Here is a 17,818-nt window from a genome sequence, read left to right as displayed (position 1 = left end):
ACCACTTTTTTAAGCTGCTATAGATTTATCTTTATTTGAGTTAGATAAGTTTTTTTTATTAGTATTTGAATTGTCATTAATTAAAAGCTTGTAAGCTTGTATTAATACAGTAGGGATTATTGCTAAGATATATATTAAACCTATTTGTCCTAAATTAAGAGGTGATACTTCAAATAAGTTTTGTAATACAGGTACTACAAGCACTGCTGTAAGCAATACAAATCCAGCTAAGAATGCCCATATACTATATTTATTTGATTTAAATCCAAGTTTAAATATTGATTGTTTTCCTCTACAATTAAATCCATGGAATAATCTAGCTAAACATAATGTAGAGAATGACATTGTGCTTGCAAGAGCAGCATCACCAAAATTTAGTCCTATATGAAATGCAATCATAGTAAATACAGCAATCAATAAACCTTCAACTGAAATAGATTTAATAAAGTCTTTTGTTAATATAGAGTCTTTAGAGTTTCTAGGTTTTTCAGTTAATAAATCATCATTTCCCATCTCTAGTCCAATTGCTATTGCAGGTAAACTATCAGTAAGTAAATTTATAAATAGTAAATGAACTGGAGCAAATGGCATTGGTAAAGCTAGTAATGAAGCATACAATATTGCTAATATACCAGCAGTATTACCAGATAATAAGAATCTAATAGAGTTCTTTATATTTTTATAAACATTTCTTCCATTAGCTACTGATTTAACAATTGTAGCAAAGTTATCATCTGTTAAAATCATAGAAGCAGCATCTTTTGAAACTTCTGTACCTGTGATTCCCATAGCAATACCAATATTAGCTTGTTTTAAAGCTGGAGCATCATTAACACCGTCACCAGTCATGGCAACAATCATATCTTTTTCCTGCCAAGCTCTAACTATTCTAATTTTATGCTCAGGAGAAACTCTAGCATAAACAGATATTTTATCAACTTTTTCTTTAAGTTCTTCATCTGACATTTTTTCAAGTTCTAAACCTTCAAGAGCTAAATCACCATCTTTAAATATTCCTATTTCTTTAGCAATAGCACAAGCAGTTATCTTATGGTCTCCAGTTATCATAACTGGTTTAATTCCAGCAGTTATACAATCATGAACAGCTTTTTTAGATTCTTCTCTTGGAGGGTCAATCATAGAGATTAATCCTATGAAAGTATAATTGTTTTCATCATCTAAAGTTAAACTTTGATTTTCTTCAATTTCTTTATAAGCGAAAGCCAAAACTCTTAAACCATTTTCAGAGAACTCTCTATTAGTTTTTTCTATTGAGATTATATCTTCTTTTGTAATTTCTCTTACACCATTAGAAGTTTTAATATATTTAACTCTGTTAAGAAGTACGTCTAGTGCTCCTTTAGTAAGCATTAAATTTTTTTCATTTATTTTATGAGAAGTACTCATTAACTTTCTATCAGAATCAAATGGAATTTCAGAAATTCTCTCATATTTATTTCTTAATTCTAATTCATTTATAGAGTAAATTTTTCCTAGGTTAACTAATGCAACTTCAGTTGGATCACCAATCTCTTTTCCACCTTCAGCAGATGAATCATTACATAAAATTGATGTTTGAAGAAGTAATTTTTCAGTTTCATCATTTAAATTATATTCCTTATCTTCGATAATTTTACCGTTAACAAAAGATTTTTTTACAGTCATTTTATTTTGAGTAAGAGTTCCTGTTTTATCAGAACATATAACAGAAACACAACCAAGGCCTTCTACTGCTTTAAGATATTTAACAATGGCATTTTCACTAGCCATTTTTTGAGTTCCAAGAGCAAGAACTATAGTAACTATAGAACTTAAGGCTTCAGGAATAGCAGCTACAGCAAGTGCAACAGCAAACATTAATGAATCAAGTATAGGTGTACCTCTAAATACATCTATTCCAAATATGATAGCTGAGATGATTAAAATTATGATAGCAAGTTTTTTACTGAAATCATCTAGACTAGCTTGTAATGGAGTTTTCTTTTCTTGCGTATTTTCAAGAAGAGAGGCAATTTTACCAATTTCAGTGTCCATTCCTGTTTTAGTAATTAATACATTAGCTCTACCATAAGTAACAAGACTACCGGAGAACACCATGTTTTTTTGATCTCCAAGTGCAATTTCTTCTGCATTTATTATTTCAGAAAATTTATTAACACTTTCAGATTCACCAGTTAATGAACTTTCATTAACTTGAAGTGAGTAGTTTTCAAGAATTCTACCATCGGCAGCAACTAAGTCACCTGCTTCTAAAATTAATATATCACCAGGGACAACTTGATTAGATGGTATTTCAATTTTATTACCATTTCTTATAACTTTAGAATTTGGAGCCGACAGCGCCTTTAAGCTATTTAAAGATTGTTCAGCTTTTACATGTTGAACAGTTCCAAGTATAGCGTTAAGAATAATAACTACAAAAATTACTAAAGTGCTTTCTATATTTCCTATAGCCATTGAAACTACTCCAGCTATAATAAGTATAAGAACTAGTAAATCTTTAAATTGTTCTAAAAAAACAATAAAGGTGCTTTTCTTTTCTTTTTCTTTAAGTTCATTTAAACCATATTTCTCTGTATATGATTTGACTTGATTGTCAGTTAATCCATTAACAGAAGAATTGAATTCAGTTAGAACCTCCTCTTTAGACCTTGAAAAATAATTATTCATTTATAAATGCTCCTTTCAAAATTAGATATTATTTAACAAAAAAGACCTTTGATATAGCACTCAAAGTTATTGAGAACTATATCAAAGGTCTTGTAACCAAATTAATACTTGGTATATATCCCCAGGCAATAAATTACCGACATGTTGAAGATATATTTGCAACTACTCCCCTTTAATACAAGGAAATATTAAATTTTATATTTGTTTAAAAAAAATTCTGTATTAAATATATAACAATTAGGACAAGTTGTCAACAATTATATTTTTTTATCATAAAAAAATATAAAAAGACCTTTAATATAACTTTTAGAAATTTATTTTAAAAGTTATATTAAAGGTCTTGTAACCAATAAAATTGGTACATAGCGCCAGACAATAAGAAGGGTTTAACCTTTTTTTCTATATTGTCGAAGTGTTGACGATATGATTTAAAACTACTCCCCTTTAATTAAATAATTATATCTATTACATACTATGCAACTATATATATGTTGATTATAAATAATATGTTAACAAATTATTTAATTCATAGATATATATGGTAAAATAAATCAAAAAAAAATATAATAAAATATATAATGAATTTAAAAATTAATATTTAAATGAAAAATTAGACATAAATTTTCTAACAGATAATATAAATGTTTTGTATAAGATGAATTTATGTTTTTTTTATATAGAAATTAGTAGAGTAAAAATTAGAAATGGTTTACAAAAACACTATTGGGAATTATAATTAAAGATAACTAAATAATTTGAATATTTAATAAATTATTAAATTTCAGTAATTTTTAGTACTCAACTTGGTATTGCTAGTTAAATATAAAATTTATTTGCTGGGGGGTATTTAAAATGGAAGAATTAAAAAGGACTCCTTTAAGAGAGGTGTATGAACAATACGGTGGAAAAGTTGTTGAATTCGCAGGATATGAATTGCCAACGCAATTTAAAGGCTTTTTACATGAGCACCATACTGTAAGAGAAAGAGCTGGACTATTTGATGTTTCTCATATGGGAGAAGTTACAGTAAAGGGAAAAGATGCTAAAAAATTTGTTCAGTATTTAGTAACTAATGATATTAACACTCTTAACAATAATTGTGTTTTATACACATTTATGTGTAAAGAAGATGGTGGAGTAGTAGACGATTTATTAGTTTACAAATTTGATGAAGATGATTTCTTTTTAGTTATTAATGCAAGTAATAAAGATAAAGATGTTAAATGGATAATGGATCATAAAGGTGATTTTGATATTGAAATTATAGATGTATCACAAAGTATTGCACAACTTGCATTTCAAGGACCGATGGCAGAAGAAATTCTTCAAAAAATAGTAGATATAAATTTACAAGAAATAAATTTCTTTCAGCTTAGAAGAAATGTATTAGTTAATGGAAAAAAATGTTTAGTGTCTAGAACAGGATATACAGGAGAAGATGGTTTTGAAATTTACTGTGATCCACAAGATGCTAAAGAATTATGGAATGCTATATTAAAAGCAGGTGAAAAAGAGGGAGCAGAACCAATAGGATTAGGTGCTAGAGATACATTAAGATTTGAAGCATGTCTTCCGTTATATGGTAATGAAATGGATGAGAGTATAACTCCGCTAGAAATGGGATTTGGTTTCTTTGTAAAATTAAAAGTAGAAGAAGATTTTATAGGAAAAGATGCTCTGAAAAAACAAAAGGCAGAAGGAATAACAAGAAAGTTAGTTGGGTTTGAACTTTTAGATAAGGGTATTCCAAGACATGGATATGAAGTTGTTAAAGATGGAAAAGTAATTGGACATGTAACAACTGGTTATAAATCACCAACATTAAATAAACCAATTGGATTAGCTTTAGTAGAGGAACAATACGCTAAAATAGGAACTGAATTTAATATAAAAGTTAGAAATAAAGAGTTAAAAGCTATAGCTATAGATAAGCGATTCTATACTAAGAAAACAAAAAGCAAATAAAATAATTTAGATTTATAATTATAATTATTAAAAAATGGGGGGCTATTTAAATGAAAGTTTTAAATAATTTACTTTATACTAATGATCATGAATGGGTAAGAGTTGAAGGTGATAAAGCGTATATAGGAATAAGTGATTGTGCACAACATATGTTAGGGGATATAGTTTTTATTGAATTACCATCTGTAGATGATGAGTTAGAGAAGGGCGAAACATTTGCAACTATAGAATCTGTTAAGGCAGCATCAGATAGTTATATGCCATTAGGTGGAAAAGTTTTAGAAGTTAACGAAGAGTTAGAAGATAATCCAGCAGCTTTAAATGAAGATCCATATGAAAATTGGGTTGCATTAATAGAAATATCAGATAAAGGTGAATTAGAAGGATTAATTAAACCAGAGGATTATGAGAAAATTTGTGAAGAGTTAAGTAAGGAGGCATAATTATGTTTCCTTATATTCCAAATACAGAAAAAGAAACAAAAGAAATTTTAGATTTTCTTTCAATAAAATCTGTAGATGATTTATTTAAGGATGTACCAGGAGATGTAAAATTAAATAGGGAATTAAATTTAGAAAGTTCTTTATCTGAATTAGAAGTAGAAAAAAGGTTGAAAAGTTTAGCTGCAAAAAATAAGTCTATGGATGAATTAACATGCTTTTTAGGTGCTGGCAATTATGATCATTATATACCAGCATTAGTTAAGCATATAACTGGAAGATCAGAGTTTTATACAGCATATACTCCATATCAACCAGAAGTAAGCCAAGGAACACTACAAGCTGTTTTTGAATATCAAAGTATGATTTGTAGTTTAACAGGCATGGAAGTTTCAAACTCTTCTATGTATGATGGTGCAACGGCTACAGCCGAGGCAGCTATACTTGCAATAGCTAGTACAAAAAGAAACACTATAGTAGTTTCAAAGTCAGTAAGTCCAGACACTAGAAAAGTTCTTCAAACTTATTTAAAATTTAGAAATTATGAAATGGTAGAAGTTGACTTAGATGATGGAACTACAGATGTAGAAAAAGTTATTAGTAGTTTAGATAAAACTGTAGCAGCAGTAGTTATTCAAAGTCCAAACTTCTTTGGATTAATAGAAGATGTTGAAAATATGGTAGAAGCTATTCATAAAAACAAATCTCTTTTAATAATGAATGTAGATCCTATATCATTAGGAGTATTAAAAAGTCCTGGTGAATTAGGTGCAGATATAGTTGTAGGAGATGGACAATGTTTAGGTGCTAATATAAGTTATGGTGGTCCTGGTCTTGGATTTATGAATACTACTAAAAAGCTTATGAGAAAGATGCCAGGCAGAATAGTTGGTCAGACAGAAGATGTTGATGGAAAAAGAGGTTTTGTTTTAACACTTCAAGCTAGAGAACAACATATAAGAAGAGAAAAAGCAACTTCTAATATTTGTTCAGATCAAACTGCAGTAGCTATAGGTGCAGCAGTTTATATGGCAACTCTAGGAAAAGAAGGCATAAAAGAAGTAGCAAAGCAATGCTTAGTTAAATCGCATTATGCATATAATGAGTTAATTAAGTCAGGAAAGTATAAGCCTGTATTTAATAAGCCGTTCTTTAAGGAGTTTGTAGTAAAAACAGAAACTTCGCCTTGTGAAATTAATAATAAATTATTAGAAAATAATATTTTAGGTGGATATAATTTAGGTAAGGTTTATCCAGAATATGAAAATTCTATGATGCTTTGTGTTACAGAAAAAAGAACAAGGGAAGATATAGATAATTTAGTGAAAGTGATGGAGGAGATATAATGAAAGATTATAATAAAATTATATTTGAGCTGTCATCAGAAGGTAGAAAAGGCTATAGACTTCCTAATTTAGATGTACCAGAAGTAAAGCTATCAGAATTACTACCTAAAAACTTATTAAGAGAAGATGAATTAGCACTTCCAGAAGTAAGTGAAGTTGATGTTGTAAGACATTATACAGCTCTTTCAAATAAAAACTATAGTGTTGATAAAGGATTTTATCCATTAGGTTCATGCACTATGAAATATAATCCTAAAATAAATGAAGATATGGCTATACTTAGCGGATTTTCAAAAATACATCCACTTCAAGATGAAAATATATCACAAGGTTCATTGGAACTAATGCATGATTTAAAAGTTAGATTATGTGAAATTACTGGAATGGATGATTTTACTCTTCAACCAGCAGCAGGAGCACATGGTGAATATACTGGACTTTTAATTATAAAATCTTATCATGAAAAAAGAGGAGATAAAAAAAGAACAAAAATTATAGTTCCAGATTCAGCACATGGTACAAATCCAGCCAGCGCATCAGTTGCAGGATTTGACATTGTAGAGATAAAATCTAATCCAGATGGTAGAGTTTCTATTGACGAACTTAAGAAAGTTTTAAATGATGAAATTGCAGGACTAATGCTTACTAATCCAAGTACATTAGGATTGTTTGAAAAAGATATAAAAACTATTAGTGAATTGGTTCATGATGCCGGTGGATTACTATATTATGATGGAGCAAATTTAAATGCTATTATGGGAGTTGCAAGACCTGGTGATATGGGATTTGATGTTTGTCATCTAAATCTTCATAAAACATTTTCAACTCCACACGGTGGTGGAGGACCAGGTTCAGGTCCTGTTGGAGTTAAAAAGCATTTAGCTAAATTCCTTCCTATGCCAACAGTAGAAAAAGAAGATAATAAGTTTGTTTTAGACTATAATAGACCGGATTCACTAGGAAAAATTAGAGGATTTTATGGAAACTTTGGGGTTATGGTTAAAGCATACACTTATATTTTAACCATGGGAAAAGAAGGATTAAAATCTGCTTCAGAAAATGCAGTTTTAAATGCTAATTATATAAAAGAAGCTTTAAAAGAGTATTATAATCTGGGAAAAGATGATATATGTAAACATGAAGTTATATTAAGTACTCTTAAGGATAATCCACATCATATAGCTACAGTTGATATAGCTAAAAGGCTGATAGATTATGGAGTACATCCACCTACAGTTTACTTCCCATTAATAGTTGAAGAAGCACTTATGATTGAACCTACTGAAAGTGAAAGTAAAGAAACTATTGATGAGTTTATAGATATCATGAAAAAAATAGCTATAGAAGCTAAAGAGAATCCAGAGCTTTTACATGAAGCACCAGTAAAAGCTCCAGTAAGAAGATTAGACCAAGTAAAAGCAGCAAGAACTCCTATATTAAAATGGGAAAAGTAGTTTGAAAATGTAGGAATTATTTAAAGAGTTAGGATTTAAGATTAATTTCTTGCATCTTAACTCTTAAATTTTATATAAATTAAATATTTATTAAAAGGGGGTAGTGATTTTATGAAGGATATTATAGTTATAGGTGGAGGTCCTGGTGGATATGTGGCTGCTATTAGAGCTGCTCATTTGGGAGCAGATGTTGCAGTAGTTGAGATGGATAGCTTTGGGGGAACATGTCTTAATAGAGGATGTATTCCAACTAAAACATTATATAGAACAGCAGAAATAATGAATATATTAAAACATATAGATGATTTTGGAATAGAAACTGAAAATTACAACGTAAATGTGGAAAAGGTTCAAGAAAGAAAAAATAATGTGATAAAAACTTTGGTTGGTGGGGTAGAACAATTATTAAAAGGAAATGGTGTTGAGATATTAAGAGGAAAAGCTTTCTTAAAAGATAAGAATACTGTGTTAGTAGAAACACAAGATGGACAAGTTACATTGAAAAGTAAAAATATTATAATAGCTACTGGTTCAGAAGCTGAAATGCCAAATATAAAAGGTATAGAAAATAAAAATATTATAATAAGTGATGATATTTTAGAGTTTAATCGTATTCCAAAGCACCTAGTTGTATCAGGTGGCGGTGTTGTTGGAATGGAATTTGCTAGCATTTTTAAAGCTATGGGAAGTGAAGTAACTGTAATAGTGGCTAGAGATTCAATACTATATGATATAGATAGAGAGATAAGTAAGAGATATACAGCTATGGCTAAAAAATCAGGAATAAATATCTTAACATCAACTAAAATACTAGAATTTAATGGTGATGAAAACAATGTAACTATTAAGTGTGAAGGAAAAAAAGGGGAGTTTGAGTTAAACTCAGACATGGTTTTAATGGCAAAAGGCAGAAGAGGAAACTTTACAGGATTGAACTTAGATGAATTAGGAATTCATTACGATAAAAAGAAAATAATAGTAGATGATAATTATAAAACTAATATAGATGGAGTCTATGCAATTGGGGATATTAATGGGATTTGTCTTCTTGCTCATGCAGCATCACATCAAGGGATAGAAGTAGTTGAGCATATAATGGAGGATAAACCATGTCATAAGTCAGTAATTCCTAATTGTATATTTACTTTCCCAGAGATAGCAACTGTTGGTATGACAGAGGAGGAGATTAAATCTAATGGAATGGAATATATTAAAAACAAGTTCTTATTTGGTGCAAATGGTAAAGCATTAGCATTAGGGGAAGGTGAAGGCTTTGTAAAAGCTATATGTGAAAAAGAAAGTAAGAAACTATTAGGCATTCATATAATGGGTCCACATGCATCAGATTTGATACATGAAGGTGTATTAGCTATTGAAAAATCTATGACAGTAGATGATTTTAAAAAAGTAGTACATGCTCATCCAACACTAGGGGAAGCTTTTGATGAGGCTATAATGGGATTAAACAAAGAAGCAATACACAGCATAAATAAAAAATAATTTAAACTTTTCTTATAAAAATTTGGAGGAAATAATATGAGATACATTGACAATTTAAATATTAATCCATATTTTAATTTAGCAGCAGAAGAATATTTTTTAAGATATAAAAATGATGAGTATTTTATTTTATGGCGTGATGAACCCTGTGTAGTAGTTGGAAAAAATCAAAATACATTATCTGAAATAGATATGGATTTTATAGAAAATAACAAAGTTAAAGTTGTAAGAAGACAGACTGGTGGAGGGGCTGTTTTTCATGATTTGGGAAATTTAAATTATACTTTTATAGTTAATGATGATGGAAAAAGCTTTAATGATTTTAAAAGATTTTGTAAGCCCATAATAGGCGTGCTACAAACATTAGGCGTTAAAGCTGAGTTTTCAGGTCGAAATGATTTATTGATAGATGAAAAAAAATTTTCAGGAACGGCACAATGTAAATATAAAAATAGAGTTATGCATCATGGTACATTATTATTTTCTTCAGATATAACTAATTTAAGTGGTGCATTGAAACCTAAAAAAATAAAATTTCAGGATAAAGCAGTTAAATCTGTAGTAAGTAGAATAACTAATATTTCAGAACACTTAAATTATGATTTAGATGTGTTAGCTTTTAAAAATAAAATTTTTGAATATATATTAAAAAGTGAAGAGAATTCAAGAATTACTCCATTAACACCAGAAGAAATAGATGATATTGAAAAAATTAAAAAAGAAAAATATGAAACTTGGAAGTGGAATTTTGGAGATTCTCCTAAATATGACTTTTATAATGAAGGAAAATTTGAAGGGGGAACTGTAGAGTTAAACTTAAAGGTGGAAAAAGGAATAATAAAAGATATAAAAATATTTGGTGATTTTTTTGGTGTGAAAGATATAAGTGATTTAGAATTAATTTTGAAAGAATGTGAACATAAAACAGACAACATAAAGAAAATTCTAAAAACTATAAACATTAATGAATATTTTTCGAAAATAACTATGGAAGAATTTTTACAGTTATTCTAGTAGATATATAGGAAAATAAGCTCCCATTTAAAGCCATACACCAAATTTTTGTTATCAGTTAAGAAAAACAAGTATAACTATAAATAGTTAAAGGTTAAGAATTAAGATTATTAGTCAGTTAATAGTTTAGGATGAAACTAGAGTCTGGTTTTTAAAACCATAATAATATAAGTTGCTTTGCCAGTTTTTTGAAATAAAAATACGTTAATATTATTAGGAACATAGTGATTAATAATCAACACAACTCTTAACTAGAATAAGTGTTAACTATTAGTAAAATATTAATTTGAAATTTTCTCATATGATAAATGAATAATTTATGATTTAAAATGTGGATAGAAGCATTTTATAAAAATTATCCAATACTATGGTTTTAAATTTATATAAAGATTTCTCAATTAATGAGGGTATAAGTTAAAATTCTAGATTGGAATCTTAGATTAAAGTTTAGTATAAGCATAAGACGCCCTAATAAATATAGGGTGTTTTTGCTGTGGTATATTAAGGATATAAAATTAAAGAAAGGAAAACACAGATGATAAGATTAGCAACAAAAAAAGATATAAAAAGTATAATTTCTATAGTAGATGAAACAATAAAATATATAAACTCAGAAGAACAGGGGAATTGGGAATATATATACCCTAATGAACATGAAGCTGAAAAAATTATAAAAAGTAAAAGATTATTTGTCTATGAAATAGAAGGAAGTAAAATAGCAGGTTTTATATGTATGAATAACAGAGTATCAGATGAATATAAAAAAATAGGATGGTCTGTTAAGGAAGATGAGTTTATGGTTATAAATACACTTGCTATAGATATAAAAATTTTAAGATGTGGTGTGGCAACAGATCTTATAAAATTTGCAGAAGAATTTGCAAAAGAAAACTTAGCTAAGGCCATAAGAACAGAGGTATATTCATTGAATAAGAGAGCTCAAAAATTATTAATAAAAAATGGTTATGAGCTTAAGGGAGAGATTTATTTTAGAGAAATAAAAGATAAAAAATTTTATTGCTATGAAAAGCTTATATAAGTAAAGTGAAATATTAATTTATCTAGAAATTAATATATAATTTTAGAACCCTATATAGGGAAAATAAAGTTTAAAGTCATCCGATTAATGATTGAAAATTATAAAATTCAATATATAAATTGAAATTCTCAGATGGGTTCTAATATCCTTAATTTAAAAGTATGGCTATACAAGTTTGAAATTAGTTTTTTGTTATAATTTTATTAGTAATATGAATTAATAATATAATATGAAGTTAAATAATATACATTGAATTTGTATATTACGTTAAATTATAGTATTCAAAGTAATGCTATTTATGTATAATTATTTATAGATTTAAATAAATTTTAAAGGCGGTGAAGTTTTGGAGTATAAATTCAAATATGATAATGAAGAATATATTTTAAATGAAAATAATTGTGAAGATTTTCTAAATGATGAAGAAAATGAAGTTTTAGATTTTTCTATAGAAAAAACAATTGAACTTTTGAACAATAAAGATGACGCTTATTGGGATATTGAATATTATAAAAGAGCTTGTCAGGTTTGTTTTAAAGGTAAAGAAGAAAATGAAAAGATATTTAAATTTTTAGAGTATCATTTCTATGTATTTACTAAAGATAGTAAATATGTCATGAGTAATATTTCAAAAGAATATGAGAATACGTCATATAATAAGTTAGAAAAGGCAAAAAAAGTTGACAATAGCTATATTGTTAATGTTATAGTTTGTCCATATTGTAAAAAATATTCAATAGAAATAGAACAATGTGATATGTAGTTATTTTTTACATAAATTTAAAAGTAGCAAATTAAAACATATTTTTTATACATATAACAAAGGATGGTGATTTAAATGCCAATGCTAAAAATTAGAGGTATAGAAGAAGCAAAGATTTTAGAAGTCAGCACTGAACTTATTGATGAATTAGAAAAAATAATAGGATGTCCAAGAGATTATTTTTCTATGGAATTGATAAATTCTACATATATAATGGACGGTAAAAAAGTTCAAGCGCCAAGTATCATAGAAGTATCTTGGTTTGATAGAGGGCAAGACATCCAAGATAAAGTTGCAAAAGCTATAACAAAATATTTTAAAACAGAAGCAATGCCTTGCTTAGATATAATTTTTCATAATTTAGAGGAAAAAAGATATTATGAAAATGGAGAACATTTTTAAAAGGAAAAATAAAATGTTTTAGTGTGAAGATGGTAGGAAATCTAAAGTGATTATCCTGCTATTTTTTTAAAATGAGTTTATTTTCCTTATTATATGATATAATACTAAATAACTATTTTAAGGTGTTTGTAAAACAGATAAAAAATAAACTGAAAGTTATATCTTTATTATTTGTTGTGAAAAACAAGTACAACTATAGTTAAGTAAAAGTAAATTAAAAAATAATTTTAAATTTGTCCAATAAATTTGAAAAATAATATATATGGAGGTAATTTAGGTGAGCGTAAAAATAATCACTGATAGCACTAGTTATATACCAAAGGAATATATAGAAAAGTATAATATATCAATAGTATCTTTAAACGTAGTTTTAAATGGTAAAAGTTATAGGGAAGTGGATTTAGAAAATAACTTTTTTTATAAAGAAATGGATAAATGTTCAAGTATTCCAACTTCATCTCAACCTAGTGTAGAAGAATTTTACAATATATTTGAAAATATCGTTAAAAATGGCGATGATATAGTGGGTCTTTTCATTTCTTCTGAAATGAGTGGTACTTATTCAACTGCAAATCTAGTTAAAAATATGATTTTAGAAAATTATCCTGATAGAAAGGTAGAGATTATAGATTCAAGATCCAATTGCATGCAAATGGGGTTTGCAGCAATAGAAGGAGCTAGAATTGCCAAAGAGGGAAAAGACATTTCTTCAGTTGTAGAAAATATAAATAGTGTAATTAATACTAGTAGATTTTTATTTGTTCCGGATACATTAGACTACTTAAAAAAAGGTGGGAGAATTGGTGGTGCTGCTGCACTATTTGGTGCAATACTTCAAATAAGACCTATATTAACAGTGGAAAATGGAGTAACAACAGTTTTAAATAAAGTTAGAACTAAGAAAAAAGCAGTAGATAAGATTGTAGAAACAGTAATAAATGATGTAACTAACAAAGGGATTGGGAAAATGATAGTTCATCATATAAACTGTGAAGAAGAAGGAAAAGAACTTGCAAACAGATTAAAAGAAAAGTTAAATATAGAGATAGCTATACAATCTATAGGACCAATAATAGGATTACATGTAGGACCTAAAAGTATAGGGGTAGCATACTACACTGAAAAATAAATCTTAAAAATTAAACAGTACTTATTTAGATGGCTAATATAGTTGGAAAATAGTAGTATTCATAAACTGTATTATGGATACTACTATTAAAAAATATAATACCTTTTTTATAAAAGGGTATTGCATATTTGATGTATTAACTATATAATACACTTAAAGATTAAAATATAAATGATAAATTTGTATAGTAATGCAAATTTATTTATTATATTTTTTTGACTAATGTGTATTAATGTAATAATACACTATTAAAGGAGGGGAAAGCAATGGAGTTAAGTGAAGTTTTAGTTTTTATTTTAGGATTACCTATACTTATGATACTTGTTTTTATAAGGGATGTTAAAAGAAAAAATAAAAACGAATTTATAGATTATAATAAGGAGTTTTTGTGGATATTACTTGCTATTTATATTCTTTTAATTATAGCTATTTCATTTTTCCCATTACAAATAAAAGTAAGAAAAGATATTCTTTGTAGTCCAGTAGATTTGGTAATATTATTTCAACATTTAAAGAATAATATGGATTTAAATTTATTAAAAGAACTTATTTATAATAAAGAAGCTTTAATAAATTTTGTAATATTTATGCCATTGGGAGTGTTTTTACCATTATTATATGAAAAGTTTAAGAATAAAAGGAAAATGGTTTCCATAGTGATTTTAATTTCTATAATTATTGAATTCATTCAATATTGTTTATATTACTTAGGAAATAATCAAAGTTTTGATTTTATCAATATAATTTTGAATGTTTTAGGTGCAACATTAGCTTATAATGTTTACAATTTAATTTTGATTAAAATGGAAAAGTTGAATTTGAATAGATAATTATTTTATAAAGAGGTGAGTTAAATGATTCAAGTTAATAATGCTTTTAAAAAATTTGGAAGGATTAAGGCAATAGATGGAGCTACTTTTTCTATAAAAGAGGGGAAAATTACTGCTTTATTAGGCATTAATGGAGTTGGTAAATCCACAATATTAAAAGCTATAATGGGACTTATAAGTTTAGATGATGGTGAAATTTTAATTGATAATGAAAAAAGAACTTATAAAACTTATAATAAAATAGCTATGGTTCCAGATGTGCATATACAATATCCCAATATGACAATAAAAGATGCTTTTGATTATATGGATGTATTTTATAATAATTGGGATATGGAGAGGGCTTATAGCATGCTAAAAATGTTTAAGCTAACTGATGATAGAGAAATGTACAAATTATCTAAAGGAAATTTGGCAAGAGTTAAAATAATTTTAGGGTTTTCACAAAAGGCAAAGTATCTTTTGTTAGATGAACCTTTCTCAGGAATTGATATATTTACACGAGAAGATTTCATAAGTTCAATGATAAATTACATGGATGAAGATATGGCTATAGTAATAACTACTCATGAAATCAAAGAAGTGGAAAATATTGTAGATGAAGTTATATTGATGGATAATGGAAAAGTCGTATTAGAATTTAATGCAGAGGATGTAAGATTTGAAGAAGGAATGTCAATTGTAGACAAGATGAGGGAGGTTTACAGGGGTGAGAAAAGACAATAAATTTATATACCTATTTAATAATGAAATAGATAGAGGAAAAAAAATTTTACTTATAAGTTTTCTATTACTAATGGTATTGACAGTAGTTTTATATGGAAGTCAAGTTATAGGGCTAAAATCACAGGTGATAGATGCAATAAAAGAGGGGAATTTAGATTTTTATTTAAATTCAAAATATGGTCCAGGAGTAAAACTTAGTCCTTTAAGCTTTAATTATAATAGTTTTGTAAATGGAATCTTAGGTTTTTTTATAGGGTTTGCAATATTACTTGTATATTCAGCATTTTCATGGTACAGAGAGTGGTTTGGAATGAATAAAACAATATATTCTCTTATGATGTTACCAATATCTAGAGGGAAAATAATAATAGCAAAATTGTTATCAATAGTTGGATACCTTTTTGTTTTAATTGCAACTCAAAGTATAGCTGTAACTTTAAATTATTATACATTTTATATGCTAATACCTAAAGAAGCAGTTGAAAAATTAAGTTTAATTTTTTATCTAAAGCAAGTTGATTTTTTTGTTGGTGCATTTGGGTTTATAAGTATTATGTTATTTTTTATGTTTTTTATTTCCGTTATATTAATCATTTTTACAGCAGTATTCATAGAAAGATATATAAAAATAAAAGGTCTAATTTTAAGTATAATTTATGGATGTATATTTATAGCAATATATACAATTGTGCCATTTAAATTTTTAAATTTATTTCAAACTGAAATGATAGCATATTTTATTATAGTTTTCACTGGAGCAATTATACTTAATTTTTATGTAGCAAAATATTTATTAGAAAATAAAGTTTCAGTATAAAAACATATAAATAAGGAGGGTAAAAATGAAAAAAAAATTTAATATAACAGTACTTACTATATCTTTCATCATAACTTTAATTTATATGTTTACTATTAATATAAATAATTTTGAAAATAAAGTGATAAATATAGAAAAAATAAACGGAAAATTTTCAGAGTTAGGTAATGTAAAGGTAAAGACACTAATTCAAGCAGATAGGTTTCATGCAAACAAATTTATATTAGATAATAGTGGGAAATTTAGTAAAGAAAAAGTAAGATTTGATTATTACAGAGGTGTTGGAGAAGAGGTTTTACAAGATAAAAATTTATTTAGAGATAGTATAGAATTGAAAAATTCGATTGTTAGCGAAAATGAAAAATTAAAAGTAGTTATTGCTAATAAAGAGGAACAAAGATTTAATATGTCTTCTTATAAAAATACATTAAATATATCTTGTAAAGATAAGGACACAAATTCTATAAAAAAATTTGATGCAGAATTAAATTGTACTGGAAATATTGATTTAATATATTCAACTATTTATAAGGAGAAAGTATACCTAATATTTGAACATACTGATTTACAAGAAAAGGATCATGAAACATCTATAAGTTTAGCAGTAATAGATTTAAATGATAAGTCAGTAGTTGAATCTAAAAATATTGAAATAAAAGATAAGAGAATTTTGGAAAGTGTTGGGATTTTTCAAAGGGATGAAAAAATATATATTCCATTGGTAGATAGAAATCTTGAATATAACAAAACTGTTAATTTAACTATGGGAGTTATTGATATAAATACTATAGAATTTAATTCTATAGATTATGGAATTTTTGAAAATAAAGATTACAACTTGAGAATAAATGGAAATGTTTGTTTAGAAGATGATAAATTATTTATGATTGTAGACATAAATAATGATATAGAAAATATTAATGAATCTAAGTTTATTATCTTTGATTTAAATGAGAATAAGTTCAAAGAAAATAAAGAAATTAAAGTGAATAATAGTGATGATTTAAAAAATATATCTGATTTTATGATAGATAATAATAATATGATAATTTTATACAATAATATAGATTTAGAAAGTGGAAATTTTTCCAAAGAAAAATACGTAAAAGTTATAGATATGTCAACTAATAAAGACGTTTTTTTAGGGAAAATAAATAGTAATATATTAGATTCACAATGGAGAGAAGATTATCATTTAATTAAAAATAAGTAGTAACAAAGGAGAAGAAATGAATATAACAGTAGTTTCAGTAGGTAAGTTAAAGGAGAAATATTTAAAGCTTGCTATAGATGAATATAGTAAAAGACTGAGTAGATATTGCAAATTAGATATTATAGAGCTACCAGATGAAAAAACTCCAGATAACGCTTCAAAAAAAGAAGAATTGGCCATAAAAGAAAAAGAAGGACAAAATATTTTAAAACATATAAAAGATAATAGTTATGTTATAGCATTAGATTTAAAAGGAGAGATGATTTCTTCAGAAAAATTAGCCTCATATATAAAAGATTTAGGGGTAAGAGGAAATAGCAATATAGTTTTTGTTATTGGTGGTTCTTTGGGAATTAGTGAAAGTGTAATAAAAAGAGCTGATTATAAATTATGTTTTTCTAAGATGACATTTCCACATCAACTTTTTAGAGTAATGCTTTTAGAACAAATTTATAGAGCATATAGAATAAATAATAATGAACCGTATCATAAATAGTCAATATAGCTAAG

The 17,818-nt window shown here is 26.8% G+C and carries 16 protein-coding genes; 15 read left to right on the top strand and 1 reads right to left on the bottom strand.

Annotated elements, in window-relative coordinates:
- Positions 1–9 precede the first annotated feature (9 nt).
- A complete protein-coding gene (locus tag KQI36_RS04265) occupies positions 10–2,670 on the bottom strand; it encodes a cation-translocating P-type ATPase (RefSeq protein ID WP_216449727.1) in 2,661 nt (886 codons plus the stop codon).
- An 852-nt stretch (positions 2,671–3,522) separates the two neighbouring features.
- Here KQI36_RS04265 and gcvT point away from each other — a divergent pair.
- The 15 genes from gcvT to rlmH all read left to right on the top strand — a co-directional run bounded on the left by gcvT (position 3,523) and on the right by rlmH (position 17,804).
- Entirely contained in the window at positions 3,523–4,635 is a 1,113-nt protein-coding gene (gcvT, locus tag KQI36_RS04260) for a glycine cleavage system aminomethyltransferase GcvT (RefSeq protein WP_216449726.1), read from the top strand.
- Between the two features lie 50 nt (positions 4,636–4,685).
- Positions 4,686–5,078 carry a glycine cleavage system protein GcvH gene (gene gcvH, locus KQI36_RS04255; protein WP_010293263.1) on the top strand — a complete coding sequence of 131 codons (393 nt, stop codon included), beginning with the start codon at positions 4,686–4,688 and terminating at the stop codon, positions 5,076–5,078.
- 2 nt (positions 5,079–5,080) lie between these two features.
- Complete coding sequence (gene gcvPA / locus KQI36_RS04250) at positions 5,081–6,421, top strand: aminomethyl-transferring glycine dehydrogenase subunit GcvPA (protein ID WP_216449725.1); 1,341 nt, start codon at positions 5,081–5,083, stop codon at positions 6,419–6,421.
- Positions 6,421–7,875, top strand: a complete 1,455-nt coding sequence (gene gcvPB, locus KQI36_RS04245) for an aminomethyl-transferring glycine dehydrogenase subunit GcvPB (RefSeq protein ID WP_216449724.1) — start codon at positions 6,421–6,423, stop codon at positions 7,873–7,875. Before gcvPA ends, gcvPB begins: the two co-directional genes overlap by 1 nt.
- Positions 7,876–7,986: 111 nt before the next feature.
- Entirely contained in the window at positions 7,987–9,375 is a 1,389-nt protein-coding gene (lpdA, locus tag KQI36_RS04240) for a dihydrolipoyl dehydrogenase (protein WP_216449723.1), read from the top strand.
- Between the two features lie 36 nt (positions 9,376–9,411).
- Positions 9,412–10,389, top strand: coding sequence for a lipoate--protein ligase (gene lplA, locus KQI36_RS04235; RefSeq protein ID WP_216449722.1), 978 nt, complete (start codon positions 9,412–9,414; stop codon positions 10,387–10,389).
- A gap of 535 nt (positions 10,390–10,924) precedes the next feature.
- Positions 10,925–11,428, top strand: coding sequence for a GNAT family N-acetyltransferase (locus KQI36_RS04230; RefSeq protein ID WP_216449721.1), 504 nt, complete (start codon positions 10,925–10,927; stop codon positions 11,426–11,428).
- A 346-nt stretch (positions 11,429–11,774) separates the two neighbouring features.
- A complete protein-coding gene (locus KQI36_RS04225) occupies positions 11,775–12,191 on the top strand; it encodes a DUF3785 family protein (protein WP_010293255.1) in 417 nt (138 codons plus the stop codon).
- 75 nt (positions 12,192–12,266) lie between these two features.
- Positions 12,267–12,593 carry a DUF1904 family protein gene (locus tag KQI36_RS04220; RefSeq protein ID WP_216449720.1) on the top strand — a complete coding sequence of 109 codons (327 nt, stop codon included), beginning with the start codon at positions 12,267–12,269 and terminating at the stop codon, positions 12,591–12,593.
- A gap of 277 nt (positions 12,594–12,870) precedes the next feature.
- Positions 12,871–13,722 carry a DegV family protein gene (locus KQI36_RS04215; protein ID WP_216449719.1) on the top strand — a complete coding sequence of 284 codons (852 nt, stop codon included), beginning with the start codon at positions 12,871–12,873 and terminating at the stop codon, positions 13,720–13,722.
- 266 nt (positions 13,723–13,988) lie between these two features.
- Positions 13,989–14,552, top strand: coding sequence for a VanZ family protein (locus tag KQI36_RS04210; RefSeq protein WP_216449718.1), 564 nt, complete (start codon positions 13,989–13,991; stop codon positions 14,550–14,552).
- Between the two features lie 24 nt (positions 14,553–14,576).
- The gene (locus KQI36_RS04205; protein ID WP_216449717.1) at positions 14,577–15,278 is read left to right on the top strand and encodes an ATP-binding cassette domain-containing protein; all 702 of its coding nucleotides are present in this window, start codon (positions 14,577–14,579) and stop codon (positions 15,276–15,278) included.
- Positions 15,262–16,095: a hypothetical protein gene (locus KQI36_RS04200; protein ID WP_216449716.1), complete on the top strand. Its 834-nt coding sequence runs from the start codon at positions 15,262–15,264 to the stop codon at positions 16,093–16,095. Before KQI36_RS04205 ends, KQI36_RS04200 begins: the two co-directional genes overlap by 17 nt.
- 25 nt (positions 16,096–16,120) lie before the next feature.
- A complete protein-coding gene (locus KQI36_RS04195) occupies positions 16,121–17,308 on the top strand; it encodes a hypothetical protein (protein WP_216449715.1) in 1,188 nt (395 codons plus the stop codon).
- 16 nt (positions 17,309–17,324) lie between these two features.
- Entirely contained in the window at positions 17,325–17,804 is a 480-nt protein-coding gene (rlmH, locus tag KQI36_RS04190; RefSeq protein WP_010293243.1) for a 23S rRNA (pseudouridine(1915)-N(3))-methyltransferase RlmH, read from the top strand.
- Positions 17,805–17,818: the final 14 nt, after the last annotated feature.

Source organism: Clostridium senegalense (assembly GCF_018916625.1).
GTDB classification, from domain to species: domain Bacteria; phylum Bacillota; class Clostridia; order Clostridiales; family Clostridiaceae; genus Clostridium_J; species Clostridium_J senegalense.
Note: the sequence above shows the minus strand (reverse complement) of the source record. Positions and strands in the feature narration are given on the sequence as shown.

What these genes read in the sequence shown, in the direction of transcription:
- KQI36_RS04265 (WP_216449727.1), bottom strand. Translation starts at nt 2,670, where the DNA reads ATGAATAATTATTTTTCAAGGTCTAAAGAGGAGGTTCTAACTGAATTC.
- gcvPA (WP_216449725.1), top strand. Translation starts at nt 5,081, where the DNA reads ATGTTTCCTTATATTCCAAATACAGAAAAAGAAACAAAAGAAATTTTA.
- KQI36_RS04205 (WP_216449717.1), top strand. Translation starts at nt 14,577, where the DNA reads ATGATTCAAGTTAATAATGCTTTTAAAAAATTTGGAAGGATTAAGGCA.
- KQI36_RS04220 (WP_216449720.1), top strand. Translation starts at nt 12,267, where the DNA reads ATGCCAATGCTAAAAATTAGAGGTATAGAAGAAGCAAAGATTTTAGAA.
- lplA (WP_216449722.1), top strand. Translation starts at nt 9,412, where the DNA reads ATGAGATACATTGACAATTTAAATATTAATCCATATTTTAATTTAGCA.
- KQI36_RS04210 (WP_216449718.1), top strand. Translation starts at nt 13,989, where the DNA reads ATGGAGTTAAGTGAAGTTTTAGTTTTTATTTTAGGATTACCTATACTT.
- rlmH (WP_010293243.1), top strand. Translation starts at nt 17,325, where the DNA reads ATGAATATAACAGTAGTTTCAGTAGGTAAGTTAAAGGAGAAATATTTA.
- gcvT (WP_216449726.1), top strand. Translation starts at nt 3,523, where the DNA reads ATGGAAGAATTAAAAAGGACTCCTTTAAGAGAGGTGTATGAACAATAC.
- KQI36_RS04230 (WP_216449721.1), top strand. Translation starts at nt 10,925, where the DNA reads ATGATAAGATTAGCAACAAAAAAAGATATAAAAAGTATAATTTCTATA.
- gcvH (WP_010293263.1), top strand. Translation starts at nt 4,686, where the DNA reads ATGAAAGTTTTAAATAATTTACTTTATACTAATGATCATGAATGGGTA.
- lpdA (WP_216449723.1), top strand. Translation starts at nt 7,987, where the DNA reads ATGAAGGATATTATAGTTATAGGTGGAGGTCCTGGTGGATATGTGGCT.
- KQI36_RS04195 (WP_216449715.1), top strand. Translation starts at nt 16,121, where the DNA reads ATGAAAAAAAAATTTAATATAACAGTACTTACTATATCTTTCATCATA.
- gcvPB (WP_216449724.1), top strand. Translation starts at nt 6,421, where the DNA reads ATGAAAGATTATAATAAAATTATATTTGAGCTGTCATCAGAAGGTAGA.